This is a genomic window from Dyadobacter fermentans DSM 18053, from assembly GCF_000023125.1.
In the GTDB taxonomy this organism is placed as follows: domain Bacteria; phylum Bacteroidota; class Bacteroidia; order Cytophagales; family Spirosomataceae; genus Dyadobacter; species Dyadobacter fermentans.
In genome coordinates, this window is the sequence record NC_013037.1 from 5,834,917 (window position 1) to 5,857,008 (window position 22,092).

Annotated in this window: 19 protein-coding genes; 14 read left to right on the forward strand and 5 right to left on the reverse strand. The window is 51.1% G+C overall.

Translation table 11 applies throughout. From position 1 onward, the window contains the following. Positions 1–34 precede the first annotated feature (34 nt). From thiD to DFER_RS24075, 5 genes are all read left to right on the forward strand, one after another. Positions 35–856: a bifunctional hydroxymethylpyrimidine kinase/phosphomethylpyrimidine kinase gene (gene thiD, locus DFER_RS24055; protein WP_015814270.1), complete on the forward strand. Its 822-nt coding sequence runs from the start codon at positions 35–37 to the stop codon at positions 854–856. Next, positions 853–1,503 carry a thiaminase II gene (gene tenA, locus DFER_RS24060; protein ID WP_015814271.1) on the forward strand — a complete coding sequence of 217 codons (651 nt, stop codon included), beginning with the start codon at positions 853–855 and terminating at the stop codon, positions 1,501–1,503. The genes thiD and tenA overlap by 4 nt, the downstream gene beginning before the upstream one ends. A gap of 99 nt (positions 1,504–1,602) precedes the next feature. After that, positions 1,603–3,918, forward strand: a complete 2,316-nt coding sequence (locus DFER_RS24065) for a TonB-dependent receptor (protein ID WP_015814272.1) — start codon at positions 1,603–1,605, stop codon at positions 3,916–3,918. A 137-nt stretch (positions 3,919–4,055) separates the two neighbouring features. Next, the gene (locus DFER_RS24070; protein ID WP_015814273.1) at positions 4,056–4,331 is read left to right on the forward strand and encodes a 2TM domain-containing protein; all 276 of its coding nucleotides are present in this window, start codon (positions 4,056–4,058) and stop codon (positions 4,329–4,331) included. Between the two features lie 84 nt (positions 4,332–4,415). Next, on the forward strand, positions 4,416–4,916 hold the full coding sequence (locus DFER_RS24075) for a pyridoxamine 5'-phosphate oxidase family protein (protein ID WP_015814274.1): 501 nt from the start codon (positions 4,416–4,418) through the stop codon (positions 4,914–4,916). Positions 4,917–4,991: 75 nt separating this feature from the next. Here the strand turns inward: DFER_RS24075 and DFER_RS24080 are convergent, their stop codons facing one another. Continuing rightward, positions 4,992–5,534, reverse strand: coding sequence for a YciE/YciF ferroxidase family protein (locus DFER_RS24080; RefSeq protein WP_015814275.1), 543 nt, complete (start codon positions 5,532–5,534; stop codon positions 4,992–4,994). Between the two features lie 216 nt (positions 5,535–5,750). Here DFER_RS24080 and DFER_RS24085 point away from each other — a divergent pair, with 216 nt between their 5' ends. After that, complete coding sequence (locus DFER_RS24085; protein WP_041735473.1) at positions 5,751–6,668, forward strand: LEA type 2 family protein; 918 nt, start codon at positions 5,751–5,753, stop codon at positions 6,666–6,668. A 17-nt stretch (positions 6,669–6,685) separates the two neighbouring features. Here the strand turns inward: DFER_RS24085 and DFER_RS24090 are convergent, their stop codons facing one another. Continuing rightward, positions 6,686–8,632 (reverse strand): glycoside hydrolase family 127 protein, encoded by a 1,947-nt coding sequence (locus DFER_RS24090; RefSeq protein WP_015814277.1) that lies wholly within the window; start codon positions 8,630–8,632, stop codon positions 6,686–6,688. Between the two features lie 114 nt (positions 8,633–8,746). After that, positions 8,747–10,117, reverse strand: a complete 1,371-nt coding sequence (locus tag DFER_RS24095; RefSeq protein WP_015814278.1) for a sigma-54-dependent transcriptional regulator — start codon at positions 10,115–10,117, stop codon at positions 8,747–8,749. A 373-nt stretch (positions 10,118–10,490) separates the two neighbouring features. Here DFER_RS24095 and DFER_RS24100 point away from each other — a divergent pair, with 373 nt between their 5' ends. From DFER_RS24100 to DFER_RS24115, 4 genes are all read left to right on the forward strand, one after another. After that, positions 10,491–11,738, forward strand: coding sequence for an efflux RND transporter periplasmic adaptor subunit (locus tag DFER_RS24100; protein ID WP_015814279.1), 1,248 nt, complete (start codon positions 10,491–10,493; stop codon positions 11,736–11,738). 185 nt (positions 11,739–11,923) lie between these two features. Further along, positions 11,924–12,601, forward strand: coding sequence for an ABC transporter ATP-binding protein (locus DFER_RS24105; protein ID WP_015814280.1), 678 nt, complete (start codon positions 11,924–11,926; stop codon positions 12,599–12,601). 123 nt (positions 12,602–12,724) lie between these two features. Further along, a complete protein-coding gene (locus DFER_RS24110) occupies positions 12,725–13,354 on the forward strand; it encodes a hypothetical protein (RefSeq protein WP_015814281.1) in 630 nt (209 codons plus the stop codon). Positions 13,355–13,366: 12 nt separating this feature from the next. Beyond that, complete coding sequence (locus tag DFER_RS24115) at positions 13,367–15,799, forward strand: ABC transporter permease (protein ID WP_015814282.1); 2,433 nt, start codon at positions 13,367–13,369, stop codon at positions 15,797–15,799. Between the two features lies 1 nt (position 15,800). On the opposite strand, the gene DFER_RS24120 is transcribed toward DFER_RS24115, so the two are convergent. Beyond that, on the reverse strand, positions 15,801–16,229 hold the full coding sequence (locus DFER_RS24120) for a PIN domain-containing protein (RefSeq protein WP_015814283.1): 429 nt from the start codon (positions 16,227–16,229) through the stop codon (positions 15,801–15,803). Further along, entirely contained in the window at positions 16,207–16,434 is a 228-nt protein-coding gene (locus DFER_RS24125; protein ID WP_015814284.1) for a hypothetical protein, read from the reverse strand. The genes DFER_RS24120 and DFER_RS24125 overlap by 23 nt, the downstream gene beginning before the upstream one ends. An 81-nt stretch (positions 16,435–16,515) precedes the next feature. On the opposite strand from DFER_RS24125, the gene DFER_RS24130 reads away from it, so the two are divergent. From DFER_RS24130 to DFER_RS24145, 4 genes are all read left to right on the forward strand, one after another. Next, positions 16,516–18,876, forward strand: a complete 2,361-nt coding sequence (locus DFER_RS24130; protein WP_015814285.1) for an ABC transporter permease — start codon at positions 16,516–16,518, stop codon at positions 18,874–18,876. 25 nt (positions 18,877–18,901) lie between these two features. Beyond that, the gene (locus DFER_RS24135; protein WP_015814286.1) at positions 18,902–21,283 is read left to right on the forward strand and encodes an ABC transporter permease; all 2,382 of its coding nucleotides are present in this window, start codon (positions 18,902–18,904) and stop codon (positions 21,281–21,283) included. A 138-nt stretch (positions 21,284–21,421) separates the two neighbouring features. After that, positions 21,422–21,658 carry a hypothetical protein gene (locus DFER_RS24140; protein ID WP_015814287.1) on the forward strand — a complete coding sequence of 79 codons (237 nt, stop codon included), beginning with the start codon at positions 21,422–21,424 and terminating at the stop codon, positions 21,656–21,658. After that, a complete protein-coding gene (locus DFER_RS24145) occupies positions 21,652–21,963 on the forward strand; it encodes a type II toxin-antitoxin system RelE/ParE family toxin (RefSeq protein WP_015814288.1) in 312 nt (103 codons plus the stop codon). Before DFER_RS24140 ends, DFER_RS24145 begins: the two co-directional genes overlap by 7 nt. The last annotated feature ends 129 nt before the right edge of the window (positions 21,964–22,092 follow it).

Consider the following 22,092-nt stretch of genomic DNA (forward strand, 5'->3'; position numbering starts at 1 on the left):
ACCTGTCGATTCCTGACCATAAAAAACATTCAATATGAACCGTTACCCAACCGTACTTACCATTGCCGGATCCGATAGTGGAGGTGGCGCGGGCATTCAGGCCGATCTCAAAACGATCGCGGCACTGGGCGCCTACGGAACTTCGGCCATTACCGCACTCACCGCGCAGAATACGCAAGGCGTGCGGGCCATTCACCCCGTGCCGCCGGCTTTTTTGCAGGAACAGCTGGAAGCCGTTTTCGAAGACATTACCGTCGATGCCGTCAAGATCGGGATGGTGAACACCGTGGAAGTTGCGCGGGTGATTGCCGACATGCTCGACCGGTTTAAGCCCGGATTCGTCGTTTTCGACCCGGTAATGGTCTCTACCAGCGGATCCAAACTGATCCAGGATGAGACCGTCGCCGTGCTGTGGCAGGAGCTTTTTCCCCGTGTGGACCTCATTACACCTAATCTCGACGAAGCCGAAATCCTCATCGGTGGGCAAATCCGCACGCCTGCGACGATGAAAGGAGCGGCCATTCAAATGGTGGAAAAAGGGTGCAGGGCGGTGTTGCTGAAAGGCGGCCATCTCGTAGGATCGACGATTTACGATGTGCTTGCGCAAAGCAGCCAGGAGCCGCTGATCCTCGAATCGGACTACATTGAAAGCCGGAATGTCCATGGCACGGGATGCACGCTGTCGTCGGCCATTGCCACTTACGTTGCGCGGGGCAATTCACTGGCGGAGTCGATCATTTTTGCCAAAGAATACATTGCGGGGGCAATCCGGTCGGGGGCCGATGTGGTGACAGGCTACGGTCCGGGTCCTTTGAACCACTCGTTTTCACCAGTTTCCATGCAAATCGTATCATGAAATTTACAGAACTGCTCTGGGCAGAAGCATTACCCATATTTGAAGAGATCAAACGGCATCCGTTCAACCAGGAGTTGAAGGAAGGCACATTGCCACTCGAAAAATTCAGGTTCTACATTTACCAGGATTCCCTATACCTCGCCGATTTCGCCCGCGCATTGGCCGTCGCAGGCACCAAAGCCGGCAACAGCCACGAACTGCTGGATTTTCTGCAATTTGCCCAAAATGCTATTTTGGTAGAGCGGGCTCTGCATTTAGGGTATTTTAAGGAATATGCCATTGATTATCAATCGGGAAAAGCGCCGGGCTGTTTTGCCTACACCAATTATCTGATGGCAACGAGCGCGTTCGAGTCCTACGAAGTAACCGTGGCTGCATTGCTGCCTTGCTTCTGGATCTACAAGCAGATCGGCGATTACATTTATGCCAATCAGGCCACGCCCAATCCTTACCAGAACTGGATCGACGCCTACGCCGGCGAAGATTTCGCGCATTCGGTGCAAAAGGCGCTGGATATTTGCGATCAACTGGCCGCCAACGCGTCAGAAGCCACCCGGGCCCGCATGACGGAGGCATACGTGACGGCTTCGCGATTGGAATATGTGTTTTGGGATAGTGCTTACAGGTTGGAGCGTTGGGCGGTTTAGCGGATTGCTACGATCACCGGAAGTATCCGTTTAAAAATTTTTCCAAAAATTTTTAGGGGCATCATCGGCTGAGTTGTCAGAATTACAAAACAGCCAGCCATGAAAAAATTTATCTTGACCTTAGTGGCCGGGGCCGTGAGCGCCCTGGCCTTTGCGCAGCCTGCACAGACCGTCAAAGGACGGGTCGTCGATACCGAGTCGCAGCAGCCGGTGATCGGCGCGAATGTGATCGTTACTTCTACTACGCCCATTATCGGTGGTGTAACGGATACGGAAGGCAATTTCCGCATTGAAAAAGTGCCCGTCGGCCGACATTCGTTTAAGATTACGAGCCTGGGTTACGACGATGCCTTTATCCAGGAAATCAACGTCGGCTCCGGCAAGGAAGTGGAGCTGAATATCAAACTCACCGAGTCGTTCAAAGCGCTTAATGAGGTGGTTGTGAAAGCGCAGAAGGAAAATGGCGCGCCGCTGAACGACATGGTGAGCGTGAGCGGCCGCTCTTTCACGGTGGACCAAACGAAGCGCTTCGCGGCGTCGGTGAACGACCCGGCGCGGATGGCGATGTCATTCGCCGGCGTGGCCGCAACCGACGACGGCAGTAACCAGCTCATCATCAGGGGAAACAGCCCGAAAGGCATGCTGTGGCGCATGGAAGGCGTCGAGATCCCCAATCCCAATCACTTTGCGCAGGAAGGAGCAAGCGGCGGCGGCATCAGCGCGCTGAGTGCCAATGTGCTCGGTAACTCCGACTTCCTTACCGGCGCTTTTCCAGCGGAATACGGCAATGCGACTTCCGGTGTTTTTGACCTCAAACTCAGAAAAGGGAACAATGAAAAACGCGAATATGCAATGCAGGCCGGCATTCTCGGGCTCGATTTTGCTGCCGAAGGACCCATTGGTCCCAAGGGCGGCGCTTCTTATCTGGCCAATTACCGCTATTCTACTCTTTCCGTTCTTAATAAGGTCGGCGTTAACCTTAATGGCGATGCTTCGATTGATTTTCAGGACGGTGCTTTTAAAATATATATCCCTTACGACGACAAGGTGGTTGTGAGCGTGTGGGGAATGGGCGGCCTGAGTACATCGAAAGTCGATGACGACGACTGGAGAGAGACTTTCAAATCCAACCGCGGCATTGTGGGCGTCAATTACCTTCGCTATATCAACAACAAATCGTATATGGAGAATGTCGTTTCCTACTCGGCGACGAGCCAGACGGGCGATTTCTACGATAAAAACATCGACGCGACTTATCAGCAAAAGTTTGTGAATCAGGCATTAAGGCTCTCCTCTCTCTATAATTATAAACTCAATGCACGCAACACGGTGCGGCTGGGCGTGATCATTAACCACCTGGACTTCAACCTCTACGACAAGGATAATGAGGACGGCCCCTACGAAGTGAATGTGGACCGGAAAGGCAATACCCAGCTGTTTCAGGGCTATGCACAATGGAAGTCGCGTTTAACGCCTACCGTTACGCTCAATGCCGGCTTGCACGGAATGCTGCTCGCACTGAACCATCGTTTCTCCATTGAACCGAGAGCTGGACTGAAATGGGCAGTGGCACCGCGGTCGACCGTGAGCTTCGGCGCGGGGCTGCATAGCAAAACGGAAGCCATTTCGATGTACCTGGCCCAGGTGAAGGTGTCGGAGGATAAAACAGAATTGTTTAATAAAAACCTGAAACTCACCAAATCGGCGCATTTGGTGGCGGGGTATGAGTTCAGGCCGTCGGCGAGCTGGCGCATTCTCGCTGAAACTTACTACCAGCATCATTACAACATCCCGATCGGCCCGGCGAATACCACAACGCCCTATCTGCTGCATAACTCGCAGCTGAACGAAATCAGCGGTTTTGTGAGCGATTCGCTGACGAGCGATGGCAAGGGCCGCAGCTACGGGCTGGAAATAACCGTGGAAAAATCGCTGACCGCGGGCATTTATGTCATGAGCACCACGTCCCTATATCAGTCAAAATACACCGGGCGTGATGGCATCGAGCGTGACAGCCGCTTCAATGGCCAGTATGTGCAGAACTTACTCGCTGGGAAAGAATGGCGTGTCGGAAAAAACAAAACCAACATTTTCGCAGCCAATATCAAGCTTTTGGCTGCCGGCGGCAACCGGACAACGCCCATCGACCTGGAAAAATCACGCGAAAAGGGACGTACCGAAAGAGATTGGTCACGCAGCTATTCGGACAAGCTTCCCGACTATTTCCGCGCCGATCTGCGTGTGAGTTATACCAAAAACAAACGACGCACGACGTCCACGATCTCCCTCGACCTCCAAAATGCAACCAACCGCCTGAATGCATTGGAGCGCTACTATAACAAGAAAGAGGACCGCGTAAAAACCGTGACTCAAACCGGGCTGCTGCCGGTGCTGAACTACCGCCTTGAATTTTAATGAAATAGCGGACGCTTCGTCTGCTAAATAATGTCCTTCGTCCGGCTAATCCCGCACTCCATCGGGTTCGGCTGGAATGGGCTGAATGGGAAGGTTATTTTTAATTATTATTCAGTTAACCTTAAACAGACAGCATCATGGAAACGCCACGCAACGAATTCCTTTGGAGGAAAGCAAAAAAGAGAGCCGGTTTCAAAATGCATTTACGCACATACCTGATCGTGAATGCGGGCCTGTGGTTGATATACCTCGTTTCTACCTTTTCGTTTGGGAAGCATCATGTATTCCCATGGCCGGTTTTTCCGATGCTAGGCTGGGGGATAGGGTTGATCATGCATTATTTTACAGCCTATTCGGGGCTGGATGAGAAGGCATTAGCAGAAAAGGAATACGACAAACTGATCCGCGGCTAAACCGGCTCTGTCTCCGATCCTTGGAACGGTTGTTTTACAGATTTGGATTCAAACCAAAATTTCAACAGATCTAAAAATAACGTTATGGAAAAGGATTTTGAAGATAATCAGGCCACTCAAAAACTGAAATCGCTGGCGGAAGACATCCGGTTTTGTATGTACACGACGATTGAAAACGGCAAAATCGTATCTCGGCCGATGACCACGCTGGATATCGACGCCGAGGGCAATATCTGGTTCTTCACCAGCCGCCACACCGAGCTCGTGAAGGACGCCAGGCTGGGCGACGCGGTGACATTGATATACTCCGACCCTGCCAATAATACTTACCTGAGCATCTCGGGCACGGCCTCGATCGTGGAAAGCGAGCGCCGGAAAGACGAGCTCTGGAACCTCATGTCGAAAGCCTGGTTCCCGGGCGGAAAAGACGATCCCGATCTGGCAGTGCTGAGGGTTACCACGCAGGAAGCAGCCTACTGGGATAGTACTTCTTCGAAAATGGTCGTATTCTTCTCGATGCTCAAAGCGGTGATTACAGGCACCACACCGGATGGTGGCGATCACGGCAAGTTGAATCTGGTGTAGATGTATATATTGAATGCAAAAGAGGCGATCGGGTTATCCGATCGCCTCTCTGCTTTTTATAAAAGGCAGAAGCCCCTACTCAACGCTTGCTTCCTCATTCACATAGGCCTCTGCCAGTTCCGTCAGCTTGTGGTCGGTTTCCCCTTCCTGGTCAAGCGTTTGTTGCAGCAAATCAGCCACCTCATTGTGTCCCAGCGTGCGCGCGATGTTGCGCAGCGTGCCGTACGACGCGATTTCGTAATGCTCCACTTTCTGAGCGGCCATAATAAGTCCGCAGTCGCGTACCATGGTGCCTTTATCGGTGCTTTCGATGATTTCGTTCGCTTCTTCGATCAGGCCTTCCATAGCTGCGCATTTTTTGGCCTGCGCTTTCTCACCGATCATTTCAAAAACCTGTTCCACTACCTTCGCGTGTTCTTCGGTTTCCGTGGTATGTTGTTCGAAAGCTGCTTTCAGTTCTTCCGAAGTGGCATTTTTGGCAAGTTTGGTTAATGCTTTTGCAAGATTCTTTTCTGCCCAGTAAATGTCTTTCAGTCCATCTACAAAGAGCTCTTTCAATTTTGCGCTGTCCGTTTCGGTGATCTGTTTACTTGCCTTTTTGCTTTTAGTCGCTTTCATGATCTTGTAGTTTTAATGGTCGTGGTATTGATGATTGCTAATGGCAGCTGCCATTGTTTTGACGCACCCTTTTTAAAAATCCATACCAAAACCAAAATGCCGCCTGCCGGAAGAGTTGGGCTGCCGGCTGACGAGATTCGTACACATATACGTGTGGCGGCGGGACAAAAGCGGCAGGAATGCTTTTTGAGATGGGGCTGCAAATCAACTGACACTATGAAACAACGCAAGCCCTTTAAACTGATCATCATTCTTCTGATACTCGCGGGTATTGGACTCGGCGTATGGTATTTTTTCAAAAAAAGCGACCGTAACCCCGTCTCGGGACTGAAACCGCGTGTGGAAATGAGCGTCGGGCGCATCAGCGACATTACCGATAGTACACTGAAAATGGAGCTCAAAACGCTCGTACATAACCCGCTGCCGGTGGGAATGCGTTTGAAAGCCCTTCATTATATGGTTCAAATGAATGGCCGGACGGTGGTAGAGGACCGCTATGGCGAGCCGCTGGAAGTGAAAGCGGCCGATAGCTCGGTGCTCACGCTGCCCGCAAAAGTGAAGATCCGCAACCTGCGGATGGAAGGCGACGAGGAAGCGGCCAAAGGCGAGGACAGCGCCGATTACCATTTTCAAACCGTGCTGCATTTCGAGAAAGCGTTCCTGGGCAAAGATTCGCTCGTGCTCGAAATGGACAAGCGCCTGCCGCTTTACCGGCTTCCGATGATGAAAATGGCGGGTTATGATTTCAAAAAGCTGGGCTTGAAAGAGTCGGACATTGTCGTGAAAGTGGAAGTGACGAATCTGAACCCCTTTTCGCTGGAATTTCAGAACCCGACTTACGCAATGGACCTGGGCAAACAGAAACGCTTCGCGGAAGGGGCCGTGACGGGCATTACGAAAGTCAAATCGAAGAGCAAGGACGTTTACGAAATTCCGCTTTCGGTGAGTTTGGGTAAAGTCATCAAAGCAGGCGCACAGATGATCGGGCAGGGAAAAGAGCTTCCCTTTACATTTTATTTCAAAAGTAAAATCAAATCTGAGAGCGATGTTTTGGACAACAGCGACATTAACCTCGTGATGAACGGCGAGCTGAAAGACATCGAAACATTCCAGCAGAATTTACAGCGGAAATAATCCGGATGTAAGCATTCTTACTGCCTGTCGAACCAGATCTGCATTTCATTGGCACCGCGGTTGGCCCAGGCGTAGTACGGGATTAGGGTAATGTTCTGCTCCTTGGATTTCAGGACGTTAATGCCGCCCAGCATTTCCTTTTGGTAAGCGGGGGTAAATTCCTGTGTTCCGGACATTCTGATCGAGAGCGCCTTTCCGCCATTGTCGTGACCTTCGGCGCAATACAGCACCGGCCCGCGTTCTATGGCTACTTTGCCTTTGTTGGCCGTCAGTTTTTCATTTGAAATGACCCTGCGCACGGGCATATCCAGCACCAGCTCCACCACATCGCCCTTTTTCCAGGTGCGGTTGAGTTTGAGGTAACCGTTTTCGATGGCAGCGTCGGCCTTCTTGCCATTGATCTGCACGGTTACCGGTTTGGCTAGCTTGTCTTCGTAGCTGTACAAATCTCCGGGAATAGCCTGGCCCGTGGCCCAGCCGGGAATGCGGATGTGCAGCGGAAATGCGCCGCTTTTTTCGGGATCAACCTGAATGCGGATATTTCCCTGCCATGGATATTGCGTCTGCTGGGAGATCTGAACGGCCGTGGCAGGTAAGGTAATGTTTGCTTTGGTGTCTCCAAAAAGGTTGACAACGAGTGCATTGCCTTGCGTTGCATACATATAGCCCGGCATTGAAGGCAAAAACCGGGACACGTTCGTAGGGCAGCACGCCGTCCCGAACCACTCGTGCCGCACAGCACCGGAGCCTTTGTTGAAATCATTCTTGCCGTTGGACGACATCGGGTTTACATAAAAGAACGTATTCCCTTTCACGCCCATACCGCCCAGGAAGCCGTTGTAAAGCACCCGTTCGAACACATCCATATACTTCGCCTCGCCGGTGCGCAGGTACATTTTGTGGTTCCAGAGCATATTGGCAATGGCCGCGCAGGTTTCGGCGTAGGCATTGTCGTTGGGCAGTATATAAGGTTTGTCGAACGCCTCGCCGTCTTCCCGGGCGCCCATTCCGCCGGTTACGTACTGTTTGCGGTGCGTCGCATCATTCCAGATCGCATCCACGGCGGCCTCGTCTTTCGGATCGGGGCGGAGCGTGAGCAGGTCGGCTACGCTCGTGTACAGGTATTGCGCACGCACGGCATGCCCTACGGCTTCGCGCTGACGTACGAAAGGCACCTGGTCCTGGAAATAGGCCGGGCCGAGTTTGTGTTCGTCGAGGAAGAGCGTGCGCTTGTCGGACCGGCCGCGCATGTCGATGAAGAACTTGGAAAGATCGAGGTATTCTTTTTTGCCGGTCACGCGGTAGAGGCGGATCAATGCGAGCTCAGTTTCCTCATGGCCGGGAACGACCACCATTTGTCCCGGTTTCGGGCCAATGGTTTTCACAAGATGGTCGGCATTTTTGATTGCCACATTCAGCAGGTTTTTCTTGCCCGTTGCTTCATAATGCGCCACGGCGGCTTCGTACAAGTGGCCCACGTTGTATAATTCGTGGCTGCCGTTCTCGAATGAATAGCGATAGGGACCCGCGATCCAGTCGTAGGAGCCCGTGGTGTCCTTGTTAATGGTGCGGATCGTGTAAAGATAGCCGTCCGGTTCCTGCGCAGCCGCGAATAGCGTGATCAGCGAGTCAAGGTATTTGTCAAGTTTAGGATCATATTGATTTTGAAGTACATAAGAAGCGCCTTCCACGACTTTGAACACGTCGGAATCGTCAAATCGTGCACCTTTGAATACCCCTTTTTTCAAACCGCCTGCGACGGCGAAGTTGTCCAGCCGCCCCGATTCCTCGCATTGATGCAATGCATGAGGGACGGTCACGGCGCGGGCGAGGTCTACGCGGTCGTGCCAGAAACCCTGCGTGGTTTTCACGTTTTTGAGCGGTACGGGCTTGATGCCGCCCCTTTGGGCGAATGCGAATTGAGCGAAAAAAACAAGGATGAATATAGGAAGCGATTTGGTCATCGGAAGTACAAAATTGGATAGCAGTTGAGCTTTTTAATTGATGTAAACCCAAAAAACATGCCAAGTTCGTACTTCCGGCGGTTTGAAACGGTGGTAATGCGACTCGTCGTTCGCTTACAAACCGTATTTCTCCATACGTCGGTAAAGCGCTGCGCGGCTGAGACCCAGCTCGCGGGCCGCATCGGTGATGTTTCCGTTGAAGCGTTTCAATGCTTTGATGATCATCGTTTTTTCCATGTCTTCCAGGTCGAAGCCGGTGGCGGTGGCAGGCTGCCCGGCCGAACTTTTGAGGAAAAGGTCATCAGGTTGCAAAGTTTTTTCCTGGGAAAGGATCACGGCGCGTTCCACGGCATGTTGCAGTTCGCGGATATTGCCCGGCCAGTTGTACTGCTGCATTTTCTTCACCAATGCGTTGCTGATGTCGTTAACGGGCCGGTTGTATTTTTTGGCGTATTGTTTGAGATAATAATCGGCGAGAGCGCTAATATCCTCGGGCCGGTCGCGCAGCGGAGGCAGTTCCAGCTCGATGGTATTGATCCGGTAGAGCAAATCCTGACGGAAGGTTTTGTCTGTCACCATTTTTTCGATGTTCATGTTGGTCGCGCAAATGAGGCGCACGTCCAGCGCGATGGGCTTGTTGGAGCCCACGCGGGTCACTTTGCGTTCCTGAATGACGGTGAGCAGCTTGGCCTGCAAAGGTAAGGTGAGGTTGCCGATCTCGTCGAGGAAAATCGTGCCGCCTTTGGCTTCTTCAAAACGCCCGGCGCGGTCTTCCTTGGCGTCGGTAAAGGCGCCTTTCACGTGTCCGAAGAGCTCGCTTTCGAAGAGCGTTTCGCTGATCGCCCCGAGGTCCACGGCCACGAATGGCTTGTCGGCGCGTTTGGAATGCTGGTGCACGTGCCTGGCGAGCTGCGTTTTGCCGGTACCGTTTTCGCCAAGGATGAGCACATTGGCGTCGGTGGAGGCTACACGTTCCGCCGTGAGGAGCACCTGGCGCATGCTGTCGCTGGTGGCTACAATGGTGTCGGCCGCGGCTTTGCTGTTCTTTTTGGGGTCGTCCTTGGTTTTTTCTTCCGCTACGGGCGCCACTTTGTCCTTGCCGCCTTCCAGCGCCGTCGCGATCGTCGCGAGGAGCTTGTCATTTTCCCATGGTTTCAGCACAAAATCGATCGCTCCGGCCTTAATGGCCCGGATTGCCATTTCGATATCACCATATGCGGTGATCATGATCACTTTCGCGGCTGGATTGATGTCCAGAATGCGGTCGAGCCAATGGAACCCCTCACGTCCGCTGTTCACATCGCGGGTGAAGTTCATGTCGAGCAGGATCAGGTTGTAATCGCCGTTGGTGACGAGAAATGGCAGTTTTTGGGGGTTCTTTTCAATGTCGACGGCCTTGGCGTGGCGTTTCAGCAAAAGTTTGGCTGCACTGAGTACGTCAACATCGTCGTCGATAATGAGGATCTTGGCTTCTGATAGTAGCATGGCTGTTTTCTTGTGGTGCGCAGGCGGGTCGGCACTGCCGGATAAGGACTTAACGGAATTGTTTGTCAAGATAAGGACGCAATTTGAAATATTATTTCCTACAAAGCTAAAATGTCACTATTTTACCTTCAAAAGGCCACGAAAACCGGCTTGTCCGCGCCCGAACAAATTTGTCCGATAACGGACATTGATAGCCGTGTTGTGAATGCAAATTGCTTTGATATTCAAGTGATTAGACAGCTCTACCTGCTTTGGCATAGTGATTGGATTATAAAAGCCAAATACAAAAGGCGAACTCAATCACTAGCATATAATGGAAGTTAAGACACCTAACTCGACAAGCACCAGTAACGGATTTTCCGGAGGATCAACCATGGACCGAGTTAAACCCAAGAAATTCTGGAATACCAAACGCATCAGCATGATCGGTGGCGGTGTTTTGCTGGCCGCTTTCCTGGTCTATCAGTTCTTTTTTGCCGATACGAGAAGCAAACTGAACGTGGAGCAGGACAAACTGACCATTTCGGAAGTGAGACAAGGTAAATTCGACGAATTCATCGTCGTGACCGGCGTAGTGCAACCCCTGAAAACGATCCAGCTCGACGCGATCGTGGGTGGCTATGTGACGGAAAAACTCATCGAAGGCGGCAACATGGTGAAACAGGGCGACGTGCTCCTGCGGTTGGAAAACCAGAACCTGAAATTGAGCTTTCTCCAATCGGAAACCGAGGCCAGCCGCCTGGTAAACGATCTTCAAAATACACGTCAGAACCTGAAAGTGGCGCGTTTTACACTCCAAAAGACATTGAGCGACCTGGATTTCCAGCTAGACCAGGCCAAAGACGCACATGACCGCAACGTAAAACTTTTCAAGGACAAGGTCATTCCCGAAGCCGATTATCTGAAAACGAAGCGCGATTACGAAAAACTGGTAAGACAGCGTGAAATCGAGATCGAATCGCAGAAATACCAGGAAGAAAATGCTAAAATGCAGATTACACAACTGGAAGGCACATTGGCCAGCACGCAGAAAAACGTGGGACTCTGGCGCCAGACGCTCGACAACCTGGTGGTGAAAGCGCCGGTATCCGGCCTGTTGTCATCCATGAATGTGGAAGTAGGATCGAATATCAACCAAGGGCAGAATATCGGGCAGATCGACGATTTGAACGGTTTCAAAATGCGCGTCAGCGTGGATGAGCATTATATTTCACGGATTTTTGTGGGTCTGCAAGGCTCGATGGAGTTCAATGGAAAGGATTACGGCCTGAAAATCATCAAAATTTATCCTGAGGTGCTCAGCGGCCGGTTTGAAGTGGATATGCAGTTCGATAAGGGCGCGCCGGAGCTGATCAAACGCGGGCAGTCTGCCCCGATCCGCCTGCAACTCGGTCAGCCTTCGCAGGCGACGTTGCTGCCGGTGGGTGGTTTCTTCTCCGAAACGGGTGGAAACTGGGTGTACGTGGTGGGTGACGATGGCAAGCGCGCCTCGAAACGCAACATTACCCTCGGTCGCAAAAACCCTGAATATTTCGAAGTCCTCGAAGGCTTGAAGCCTGGCGAGAAGGTGATTACCAGCTCGTATGAGAACTTTGGAGACAATGAAGTGTTGGAATTTTAGAAGACTTCGGCTGTCGGCAATCGGCAGTCGGCTTTTTTTGAGAAAACTTTTGATTGACAGATTTGATAGTACAATGGCCGACAGCCGACCGCCGACAGCCGACCGCCGAAAGCCGAAATTTAAAACCTTTTACCATAACCCAGGCCGATAGCCGAAAGCCGATAGCCGACAGCCAGAAAAAACAAATGATTAAAATTAACAACATGCACAAGGTGTTTTCTACCGAAGAAGTAGAAACAACTGCCCTCAACGGGATTGACCTGGAAATTAAGGATGGCGAGTTTGTGGCCATCATGGGACCTTCCGGTTGCGGGAAATCGACGCTGCTGAATATTCTCGGACTGCTCGATAACCCCAGCGAAGGTTCTTACGAATTCTACGGAACGGAGGTCGCCAAAATGTCCGAACGCCAGCGGGCACAGATCCGCAAGGGCAATATCGGCTTCGTTTTCCAGAGCTTCAACCTGATCGATGAGCTGACGGTTTATGAAAACGTGGAGCTGCCGCTGCTTTACCTCAAAACGCCCCCGGCAGAAAGAAAGGAAAAGGTGGAGGCCGCGCTCACCCGCATGAATATGATGCACCGCCGCAACCACTTCCCGCAACAGCTATCGGGTGGTCAGCAACAGCGTACCGCCATTGCCCGCGCCGTGGTAGCAACCCCGAAAACAATCCTGGCCGATGAGCCGACCGGTAACCTCGACTCTAAAAACGGCGAGGAAGTAATGAACCTGCTCAGCCAGCTGAATGCAGCCGGAACGACGATCCTCATGGTAACGCACTCGCCTTACGACGCCGGCTTTGCACACCGCGTGGTGAACCTGTTCGATGGCAAGATCGTGACCGAGAAAATACATGTTTAGAAAACCTCCGGCTATTGGCGACGCTTTATAGCAGGAACTTTTGACGCCGGGGCCAACCGCCCTTTGGAATGCAATGTGGGGCCCTGTGCCAAAGCGAGTTCGTACAATATGCCAAATCTAACCATGAGAAAAATCTTAACCATCCTACTGGCCGGCGTAAGCACGCTGGCCATCGCCCAGAAAAGGGCTTACCTGAGCAGAAGCATCGATGACGACGGTAAAAAGCTGTCGATTAAAGTATCCGGCGTACTCGACGGCAAGGAAGTAGATGTGAACAAGACGTTCGATGTGGACGGTATGAGCCAGGAAGACCGCGAGGCGTTGCGGGAACGCGTGCTATCATCCATTGCCGAAGGTAACCTGGATTTGCCGGCACCGAAGGGCATAAGCCGCGAATCGGTGGCGACCGTGACCCCCAAGCCGCCCGTACCGCCCGTTGCCCCCGAACCGTCGGAAGATGAGCCGGAGACGATGGCATTCTCGTCCAATGAAGTGAATGCGGAAATGATCTCCTCGGGTAAGGGATTTATCAAAGAACCTGTTTCCAAAGATCCTAAGGGCTTTTCCAAACATGTTCGCTACAATTCCGAAACGGGCGAAATGTTTATTAAATACAAATTCATGAAGGATGGCGATGAGTATATCTACGAAAAAACCGTGAATGCCGCCGAGAAATCGGAGAAAGAGCGGTTGAAGATCATCCGGAACTTTGAAAGCGAAATGGGCTTGCCGGGGAACGGCATGGAAATGTAAACGCGTGAAGGAATGCTTAAAAACTATCTGAAAATTGCCTGGCGGAATCTGCGTAAACACAAGTTTTACTCGTTTCTGAACATATTCGGTTTGTCGCTCGGGCTGGCGAGCTGCCTGCTCATCACGCTTTATGTGGTGGATGAGCTCAGCTACGACCGCTCGTTCGCGCATGCCGAACGTATTTACCGGGTTAATGCAGATATCCGCTTCGGCGGTGCCGATATGTCGCTTGCCGTAGCGCCCGACCCGCTGGCATTTACATTAAAAAAAGACTATCCGCAGATTGAGCAGGTGGTGAGGCTGCGTGAAAACGGCAGCCAGCTCGTCCGCAGAGCGGATGCGACTGAAAACCTTAAAGAAGATCGCGTATTCTTTGCGGATTCGACGTTTTTCGAGGTGTTTTCCCTGCCAATGCTGCAAGGCGATCGCCATTCAGCGCTCCGCAATCCTAACAGCGTCGTAATTTCCGAAACGGATGCCCGCAAATATTTCGGCGAAACAAACCCGATGGGCAAGGCGCTGATGATTGATAACAACACGACGTATACTGTCACCGGCGTCATGCAGGATATTCCTGCGCAGTCGCATATGCGCGATGTGCATATGTTGCTGTCGATGAGCTCAACCGACGAAAGCCGGATGAACGCCTGGGGTAGCCATAACTTCAATACGTATATTCTTTTCCGCGAGGGGATTAATGCCAAAGATTTTGAGAAGAACTTCGAAACGATATTGCAGAAATACACTTCGAAATGGATTCAAAGCTTCCTGGGCTCTTCGCTGGAAGATGTGCGAAAGTCGGGTAATTACCTGGTCTACACCTTAATGCCGCTCACGAACATTCACCTGCATTCCGATCGCACGGCGGAGGTCAATGCGAATGGCAACATTCAATATGTGTACATTTTTGCGGTGGTAGCGATCTTCCTGCTGGCGATCGCGTGTGTGAATTTCATGAACCTCGCCACCGCACGCTCGGCCAACCGGGCCAAAGAGGTGGGCGTACGCAAAGCATTGGGCTCGGAGCGTTCAGCGCTGGTGAGCCAGTTCCTGACGGAGTCGGTGCTGCTGAGCTTTTTTTCATTGACACTCGCCATTGTGATGGCTTACCTGGCCTTGCCGCTGTTCAACAACCTCGCGAGCAAGCAAATCACCTTTCCGATCGCCAATATGTGGTTTTGGTTGATTTTAGTGCTCACCGCGGGCGTCGTGGGCGTGCTTGCGGGAAGTTACCCGGCGTTTTTCCTGTCTGCCTTTCAGCCACTGAAAGTTTTGAAAAACACCATTCACCTGGAAGGAAGGGGCAGCGGATACCTTCGTAATGCGCTGGTGGTGTTCCAATTTGTGATCTCGGTGATGCTCATCGTCGGCACGGGCGTCATTTACCGCCAGCTGGACTACATTCAAACCAAAAAGCTTGGGTTTAACAAAGATCAAATGCTGATTGTGAACGATGCGTATGCATTGAACAACCAGGTAAAGGCATTCAAAGAACAGGTGATGCGGCTTCCGAATGTGGCAAGCGCAACGGTTACGAGCTTCTTGCCGACACCATCTTCACGCACGGACCATACATTCTTTCCTGTCGGCCAGATGCAGCAGGATAAGGGCATTAATATGCAGAAATGGGCCGTGGACTACGATTTTGTGAAAACAATGCAGCTTCAAATGGCCGGCGGACGCGCATTCGACGAAGCATTTCCTTCCGACTCGACGGGCATTGTGATCAACGAAGCGGCGGCGAAGGTGCTCGGCTACAAGGACCCGGTCGGGAAGAAAATATTCGGTTACGAGGACGCCGCATTGACGAAGCGCGTCGATTATACGATCATCGGGGTGGTGAAAAACTTCCATTTCGAATCCCTTCGAAAAAACATCGGCGCATTAAGCCTGATCCTATACAAAAGCTCGGGTTCGGTGGTGTTCCGCATGAAAGGCGGCGACGCTCCGCAAACGGTGGCGCAGGTGGAAGCTCTTTGGAAGCAAATGGCGCCGGGTCAGCCATTCAACTACCGGTTTATGGACCAGGATTTTGACAATGTTTATCGCAGCGAGCAGCGGGTAGGGCAGATATTCATCACTTTTGCCGCCATTTCGATCATGATCGGCTGTCTGGGCTTGTTCGGGTTGTCTGCATTCACGGCGGAGCGCCGCACGAAGGAAATCGGCGTACGGAAAGTGCTGGGCGCGAGTGTTGTGAATATCGTGGCGCTGCTATCTAAAGAATTTATCAAACTGATCATCATTGCGATCCTGATCGGCAGTCCTATCGCATGGTTCGGCATGAACCACTGGCTAAGCGACTTCGCCTACCACGTCGATCTGGCCTGGTGGATGTTCGCCGCCGCCGGTCTGCTGGCAGTCGTCATTGCATTGCTCACGGTCAGTTTCCAGAGCGTAAAAGCTGCGCTGATGAACCCGGTGCGGTCATTGAAGTCGGAGTAAGTTATTGGAAGTCTAAATATGGGTTAATGATGGTTAGCTGATTTTCGACGACCATGCAATGTTGAAAATCTTCTGAGTAAAGGATATTACATCCGACTTGTAGTGCCGATGCAACTATAATGCTGTCAAAAACCTGGAAGTCATACCTGATGACTAGTTCCCTTGCTTTAAGAACTGTTTGATGATCCATTCCAATCACTGTGCAGCATTCGGTAACGATCAGGCAATGATTGATAAGGTCAGTTTTGGGAGCACGAAGCAATCGGTGTAATACATTAATATATTCAGAGATTACCTGACTCGATAAAATTGGTACACCCCGGACTATCTTTTGAGAAATCTCACTCTTATAAGTTGCGGTGTCCTCATGGAGATAAACAAGAATATTGGTATCGACAGCAATTTTGTCAGTCGTAATTGTTTGCTTCATTCCTATCAAATTTCCAGTTAGTAAGGTCTACTTTCAGTTTGGATAGGGAATCGTTGAGTTTTTTCATTCTGGTATCAATATCGATCGGATCTGTGGATCGGATTTCCATAGCGCTCACCTCGATCTGCTTTCCTACCATGTTTCTTGGCAGGGTTAGCACAAGCGAGTTGGTTTTCGGGACAATGATTTTCCTGACCTGTTCCATAACATTCGAATTAGCAGAAATCAAATATATCCAATAACACATCGCACATCCTATTTATTCCACCATCAATGAACAAACGGTATGCTTAGAAATTATCTGAAAATCGCGTGGCGGAATTTGTTGAAAAACAAGACGTTCAGTTCCATTAATATCCTCGGCCTGGCGCTAGGGATGGCTTGCAGCCTGCTGATCATGCTTTGGGTCCAGGATGAGATTAAAATGGACCGTTTCCATGAGAACGATGCCCGGTTATACTCCGTGATGGAGAACCAGCATTATTCCGGGGAGATTAACACCTATCCGGCCACACCGGGCATTCTGGCCGAGAATATCGTGAAGGATATTCCCGAAATAGAAAAGGCAAGCCAGATCCTTTGGGAGGAAACCCCGGTTTTGCTCGTAGGAAATGTGTTCGACAATGAAAAGGGACGCTTCGTGCAGGGTGATTTCCTGACGATGTTTTCGTTTAAACTCACCCACGGCGACGCGAAAACGGCATTGAAGCGCCCCGACGGTATCGTGATTTCGCAGAAAATTGCCGATAAATATTTCAAAGGCGTGGACCCGATCGGAAAAGCCATGCGTGTGGATAATAAGCATGACGTGGTGGTGACCGGTGTGCTCGACGAGGTTTCGCGTTACTCTTCAATGAAGTTCGACTTCCTGATGAGTTACGACGTATGGCAGAAAGGTGCCCCGTGGTCCAAAGAGTGGGGTAATAACGGCCCGCGCTGCGCCGTGATGCTCGCGAAGAATGCGGATATCGATAAGGTGAATGCCAAAATCGAGGATTATATCAAAACCAAAAACAAAGACAGCAACGTGGATCTTTTCCTGATCCATTACGGCGAATCGTATCTCTATTCAAACTGGGAAGCCGGCCAGCAGAATGGTGGCCGCATCGAGTACGTGCGCATGTTTACGGTTGTGGCGGTGTTTATCCTCATTATTGCCTGCATTAATTTCATGAACCTCGCCACGGCGCGCTCCGTGAAACGCGCGAAGGAGGTGGGGCTGCGCAAAGTGGTAGGTGCCTATAAGGCGAGCCTGATCGGGCAGTTTATGGGCGAGTCGGTGCTGATTACCTTGCTCTCGCTCGTGGTGGCGGTAGCGATTGTGCTCGTGTTGTTGCCTGGCTTCAATTCGCTGACGGAAAAGCAATTAGCGCTCGATTTTCTCGATCCTACGCTCTGGGCATTGCTGCTGCTGCTCACGCTCATTACGGGGCTGATCGCCGGCAGTTACCCGGCATTGTTTATGTCGTCGCTCAACCCCGTTACGATCCTCAAAGGTGCATTGAAATTCAAACCGAGCGCCGCCTATTTCCGGCAGGGGCTGGTGGTGTTCCAATTCGGCCTCTCCATCGTGCTGATCCTCTCGATGATCGTCATTTACCGGCAAATCGACTTTATCCAGCACAAAAACCTGGGTTTCAGCCAGGAGAACCTGCTTTACATTCCGGATATTGAAAATACCATGACTACCAACTTCGATGCATTCAAACAGGCGTTGGAAAGCGAGCCGGGAATCAAATCGGTGGCACGGTCGCAGGCGAACCCGCTCGCGTACGGCAGCTCCACCATGGGCGTGAGCTGGCCCGGAAAGGATACCACCAAGCAGTTGCTTTTTAATGTGAATCCGGTGGGTTTCGATTTTATCAAAACAATGGGTATCAGGCTGCTCGACGGCCGCGATTTCAGTCCGTCGTTCGGGACCGATACTTCCAACTACCTCGTGAACGAGGCCGCTGCTAAAAAGATCGGTTATAAAGACCCGGTAGGCAAAGAGCTTACCATGTGGGGAAGGAAAGGGAAGATCATCGGATTAATGAAGGACTTTCATATCGGTTCGCTGCACGTGGCCATTGAACCGCTCATTATCAACCTGCAACCTAAAAAAGAGGCCTGGGGCGTAGGTATGATCCGCGCGGAGGCCGGCAAAACGCAGCAGGCCATCGAGAGTACCGAAAAGGTGTTCCGGCGGTACAATGCGGGTGTGCCATTCAAATATTACTTCGCTGATGAGGAGTTTGCGAACTTGTATAAGGCGGAAATGGTCGTGAGCAAGCTATCCAACTACTTTGCATTTCTGGCCATATTCATCTCCTGCCTGGGCCTGTTCGGATTGGCGGCATTTACAGCCGAGCAGCGCACGAAGGAAATTGGTGTCCGCAAAGTGCTGGGCGCCAGCGTGACCAACCTGGTGGGGATGCTCTCGGCCGATTTTGTGAAGCTGGTCGGGGTGGCGGCGGTTATCGCGTTCCCGGTTGCCTGGTATTTCCTGAACGGGTGGCTGGAAAAATATGCCTTCCGGATCGATATGGAGTGGTGGTATTTTGCTGTTGCCGGCATTGCCGCATTGCTGATCGCATTGTTTACCGTCAGCTTCCAGGCTATCAAAGCTGCGCTGATGAACCCTGTTAAATCGTTGAAATCCGAATAAACGCCGCCAACCGGCACCATTAGCCATGCTTAGGAATTATTTCAAAATCGCCGTCCGGAATCTGGCGAGAAACAAGGTTTTCTCGTTTATCAACATCGCCGGGCTTTCCCTTGGACTGACCTGCTGCATGCTGATCGTCCTATACACGAAAGACGAGGTCAGTTTCGATCGCTTTCATCGGAACAAGGACCAGCTGTACCGCGTGATGGTCACCAGCCTGGATGGTGATGATACCCGCACTTTCGGTAGCACGAACGCCATTCACGGACCCACTTTCAAGCAGGATATTCCTGAAATCCGGGAGGTGATCCGGGCGCAGAGCAATTCATTTGTTGTTAAAAAAGGGAATGAGATCTTGAAAGAAGATATGCTGTTCGCCGACGCGCCGTTTTTTTCGGTATTCTCCATGCCGCTGCTGTCCGGCGATCCCGCAACCGTCCTTTCCGACATTCATTCTATCGTGCTGAGCGAGGACCTGGCGGAGAAATATTTCGGCACAAAAAATGCCGTCGGGAAGACAATGATGCTCAAAACCGGAGATGACTTCGAGCCATTCATTGTGTCGGGCGTGGCGAAGCGCTGCCCGCAAAACTCGTCGATCCAGTTTAATGCCGTGCTGCCGTTTGCATACCAGGAAGCAAAGGGTTGGACGGACAGCGAATGGATGGGTTTTTACATGAATACCTTTTTGCTACTGAACGAAAAGGCCGATTTCAATGCGGTAATCGCTAAAATGAACCAGGTTTCTAAAAGCAAGGTAATCGCGGAGCCCGGTAAGGAAAAAGACTTCAAAAACCAGGTCGTGTTTGGACTTATGCCCTTCCTGGACGTGCATTTGCAAAGTGCGGGCGACCTTCGTAATGGCCTCGATCACGGCAGCAGCCCCATTTATTCATACATTCTGTCGGGGATCGCCATCTTTATTTTGCTGATCGCCTGCATCAATTTCGTCAACCTGACCGTGGCGCGCTCACTCAACCGCTCGAAGGAAATCGGCGTGCGGAAAGTTGTGGGAAGCCTGCGGAAGCAGCTTATTTACCAGTTTCTTGGCGAATCGTTTCTGCTTTCCTTTCTCGCATTTACCCTGGCTATCGTATTTACTCAAATCGCATTGCCCGTTTTCAACGAGCTCGCCAACAAGCAGCTGGCGCTGTCGTATTTGCTGGATACCGGCCTGGTATCGGGCTACGTGGCACTGTTTGTCTCGACGGCATTGGTTGCGGGAATGTATCCGGCACTGGTGTTGTCGGGTTTCAGTCCGGTGCAGACGCTCTACAACCGTACAAAGCTGTCGCGGAAGAATTATCTCACGAAGGGCCTGGTGATTTTCCAGTTTGCATTATCCGTTTGCCTCGTGATCGGCACCATTGTGATCTATTCTCAATTCCAATATCTGACGAGCAAGGACTTGGGCTATAACGATGAAAACGTGCTGATTTTCAGTGTAGGCCGCGGCGCGCCGGGCGCCAACCTGACGGAGGTAATCCAGAGTGAGCTGAAAAATACGGCCGGAATAGCATCGGTGGCCGCTTTCAATGGTAATTACAACGGGACGCGCGCCAAGGTGGGCGAGCAGGAGATGGACTTCGGCTACATTGGCGTGAGCGACGATTTTCTGAAAATCCTGCAAATTCCGGTGCTCAAAGGCCGGAACTTCTCGAAAAGCTTCTCCACTGACCCCGAAGATGCGATCGTTGTCAACGAGGCATTTGTTAAGCGTGCCGGGTTACAGAATCCGATCGGTCAGGAAGTGAATTTTGAGTGGAAAAACAAGAAAATGAAGATCATCGGCGTGATTCGCGACTATCACTATGCTTCATTAAAAGACACCATTAACCCGCTGGTGCTCACCCAGGACCCGAAATATGGCATCAATACGATCATCGCGAAACTGGATAGCAAGGACATTCCGGCGACGATCAGGGCCATTGAAAAGATTTTCAGGTCGCATGTCAAAAACCAGCCTTTCGAATACAGGTTTGAAGACGAGGCCAATCTGAAACGCTACGAATCGGAGTCGAAATGGAAACAAATGATCACACTCGCAGCAGTATTGTCCATTTTCGTTTCGTGCATTGGTCTGTTCGGACTTGCCACTTTCAATGCCGAAATGCGGGTGAAAGAGATCGGTATCCGCAAGGTACTCGGGGCTTCGGTGGCGAGCATTACCACGCTGCTTTCGATGGATTTCGTCAAACTCGTGCTCATCTCGATCCTCATCGCCTTGCCGATTTCCTACTATGGCGCCAACTTCTGGTTGCAGGATTTTCCTTACCGCATCGCCATGTCGTGGTCCTACTTCGCCATAGCCGCCATCCTGGCAATCGCCATCGCAGTCTTCACGGTAAGTTTCCAAAGCATCCGGGCCGCAATGCTCGATCCGGTAAGGTCGTTGAGGTCGGAGTAAATCGGGCAAAATATGGTTCGCGAATTTCGAGTGACCACTTCTCAGGTCCGCTAGAACGTTAATTGCCGAATATTGATTAAGTTAGTGTTGTGTTAATGCAGGCATTCCAATGCCACTCTCTTAATTGATCTTCTGAAAATGAGCACAAAGTCGATAGATTCAGAAATATTAAGCTACCTGCCATTACTAGGCGAGGGCGAAAAGAAATCGTTGCTGGGTGTTATCGAAACATTTCTGAAACTCAAAAAGCCCGACCACGGCGAGCGGGTATCGATCGAGCAATACAATGCGGAACTGGATGAGGCACTAGCGAGAATCAAATCCGGACAATATCACACACAGGAACAGGCAGAAGCTGAAATTAATGGATGGTAAACAAGCATTATCAAATCCTCTGGGATACCGTTGCGCTGGTTCAGTTCAAGGAGATTTTTGTGTATATCCGTAAAGATTCCTACCAGAACGCCTTGAAAGTAAAGAATAGAATCGTCAAATGCGTTGACAATCTCAAATCGGAACCCAGGCGATACAAGCCTGATCAATTCAGACTGGATGGCGATAAAGCTTTTAGGTCGTTCGAGGTGTATAATATCAGAATCACTTATTTCATCGACGACGCCAATCTGAAAGTGAATATCATCCGGGTATGGAGCACGAAACAAGAGCCGTTAACATATTAATCACGCAGTCCATTACTGAACAAAGGTGTCCACTTTCGGACACCTTTGTTACTTTATATGTATGGTAACTAACTGATTCATAGAGCTATAAATTGCATTTTGCATCGCTGGTACAATTATTCATTTTCA